This is a genomic window from Nostoc sp. UHCC 0252, assembly GCF_034931145.1.
GTDB lineage: Bacteria > Cyanobacteriota > Cyanobacteriia > Cyanobacteriales > Nostocaceae > Nostoc.
Genome location: NZ_JAYGHE010000175.1, coordinates 1 through 2,621, shown reverse-complemented (window position 1 = coordinate 2,621; position 2,621 = coordinate 1). Strand labels below are relative to the sequence as shown.

Here is a 2,621-nt window from a genome sequence, read left to right as displayed (position 1 = left end):
TAAGAACTCATCTCAAAGAATTTGGATTTATAAAGTTGTTTAGGAAAGACTTTAAAAAAGAAGACTCTAGACCGGAGGCGGAGCGTCTCCGGCTCCGCACTATATTTTATATCTGCCTAATGAGGAAAAAATCAAAGACATAACTCGAAGTGAGTTTATCACAATTCATGATACTCATTGGAGCATTGAAACCTTTCATCGGGCTATAAAACAAGTATGTGGAATTTGTCGGTTCATGGTTAGAGATACCTGTGCAATCAAGACTCACATATGTTGTTCACTTCAAGCATTTGTTAAATTGGAGTTTATGCGCTCGGAAAAGATAATTAACAATTGGTATCAGGTACAGAGGAATCTGTTTACTTCTGTGATCCGTGAGCATATTTTTGCAAATCTTAGTGCTGGTGTTATTATCTAGCATCCATAGATTCCATAGGTGATATTTTTTGTCAATGCGTAAGTCCTAACCATTTAGGGATAGTAGCAGGAATTATAGACGCGATAGGATTAGTAGAAACAATCAATGAATTAATAGGTGAAGAGAAAGGAGAAAAAATCAGTCCAGGTCATGTAGTTAAAGCCATGATATTGAATGGGTTAGGATTTGTATCCAAGCCTTTGTATATGTTTCCCAAATATTTTGAAACAATAGCCTGTGAGCATTTAATAGCACCGGGAGTAAAGCCAGAGTATCTAAATGATGATAAACTGGGGAGAGTCATGGATAAACTATTTATAAAAGGGCTAGATACAATATTTTTAAAAACCGCCTTAAATACCGTTAAAAAATTCAACTTATCCCTGTTATCATCACATTTAGATTCATCATCAATGCACGTACATGGACAATACAATACCAGATTACCAGAAGTAATATTTGAAGATCAACAAACAGTCAATACCCAAGAGTCAGAAGAATTAGTAGTAAAATCACCTAAAGAAATTACCATAACCTACGGTTATTCAAGAGACCATAGACCAGATTTAAAACAATTCATTATAGAACTAATATGTTCAGGAGATGGGGACATACCAATCTTTTTGAAATTGGCATCAGGAAACCAGTCCGACTCATCATGCTTTGGTCAAATAGCAGTTGAGTATCAAAAACAAATAGAAGTTAATAGTCTCATAGTTGCAGACTGCGCTTTATATACAGAATCAAATCTGAAATTAATGTCAGATTTACGCTGGTTATATCGAGTGCCATTAAGTATTAAATCAGCACAATCATTAATATCAACATTACCAGAATCGGAATTTATTAATAGTAATTTGCCAGGATACAGATTTGTTTCAAAAACAGTCACTTATGCAGAAGTAGAACAAAGATGGTTGGTAGTACAAAGCCAAGATAGAAGAGAATCAGACCTGAGTAAACTCTCACAAAAAATTATCAAGGCAGAATCAAAAGCACTTCTTGAGTTGAAAAAGTTATCACAAGATAAATTTGCTTGTGAAGCTGATGCTATCAAAGCATTATCAAAACTATCAAAACAATTTAAATATCACCAAATTCAGGAGAGTAAAGTTACGGAGATTATATCTAATAAAAAAGATAATCAAACAGAAATATCTTACCGAGTTTCGGCTACAGTATGCAAAAATGAAAGTAAAATTAATACAGAAATTCTGAGTGCAGGGCGTTTCATTCTTGCCACAAATGTTTTAGATTCAAAGCAAGTAGGTGACGATTTAATCCTAAGTGAATATAAAGCCCAGCAGTCCTGTGAGAGGGGATTTGGTTTTCTAAAAGACCCATTATTTTTTGCCGATAGTATTTTCCTCAAAAGCACCGAGAGAATAGAGTCGTTAGCAATGATTATGGGTTTATGTTTGCTGGTCTATACATTGGCTCAACGTCAAATCAGAGCCGCACTCACAGAGTCTAAATCAACGATTAAAAACCAGTTAGGTAAAGCAACTGACCGCCCTACAAAACGATTGGATATTTCAATGCTTTCAGTGTATTCATTTAGTTGAATTTAACAACGAAAAACACGTCTCTAATTAGACTCAAGACAGGGATTTTATCCTGAATCTTTTACCAGATGATTGTCTCCGCTATTATCAATTAATCAGATAATTCTTATCTTTGTTAATTTAATATAGACTTACCTGAAGCTCATCGTTTTGATTCATAGCTCTAATTTACTATGTCACTGAAGAGGAAAAGGGGCAGGGAGCAGGGAGCAGGGGTCATGCCCTTTTTAGAAGTATGGCAAAGCGCCAGAAAAGTTACTAGGTTAAAACAGTGGGATCTAAGTTCTTATAGCCAAGTTATTTAGTTATTTAAAGTACATAAATTTAAGTAGGGCTGTAGGAGATCGCACCAAAATTGATTTTGTTTATGGAGTTTGCGGCAAATTCGTTAGTCCTGGGTTCACAATACTCATTATCAATGAAATAAGTCGTTGATCACCCTGCTGGCAATGTGTGTGCAACATTCGGAATACAGCGGCTTTTAAGAACGCGCGATCGCTAATCCCCATTTCCTCATATAAAGTAGCATAACTATTTAGCCCATCCACCAATTCTTGGTCAGAACTAGGCGCACTCTTGGTGCATCAAAATTCTCACATCCGCAGAAAGGACATGTGTGAGAAGGAACTGCATCATAA

2 pseudogenes are annotated in these 2,621 nt (G+C 35.7%); both read left to right on the top strand.

Features of this window, described 5'->3' with window-relative positions:
• Positions 1-418 (top strand): annotated as a pseudogene (locus tag VB732_RS35805) (IS701 family transposase); the annotation flags it as partial.
• A gap of 5 nt (positions 419-423) precedes the next feature.
• Positions 424-2,086: pseudogene (locus tag VB732_RS35800) on the top strand (IS1634 family transposase).
• Positions 2,087-2,621 lie beyond the last annotated feature (535 nt).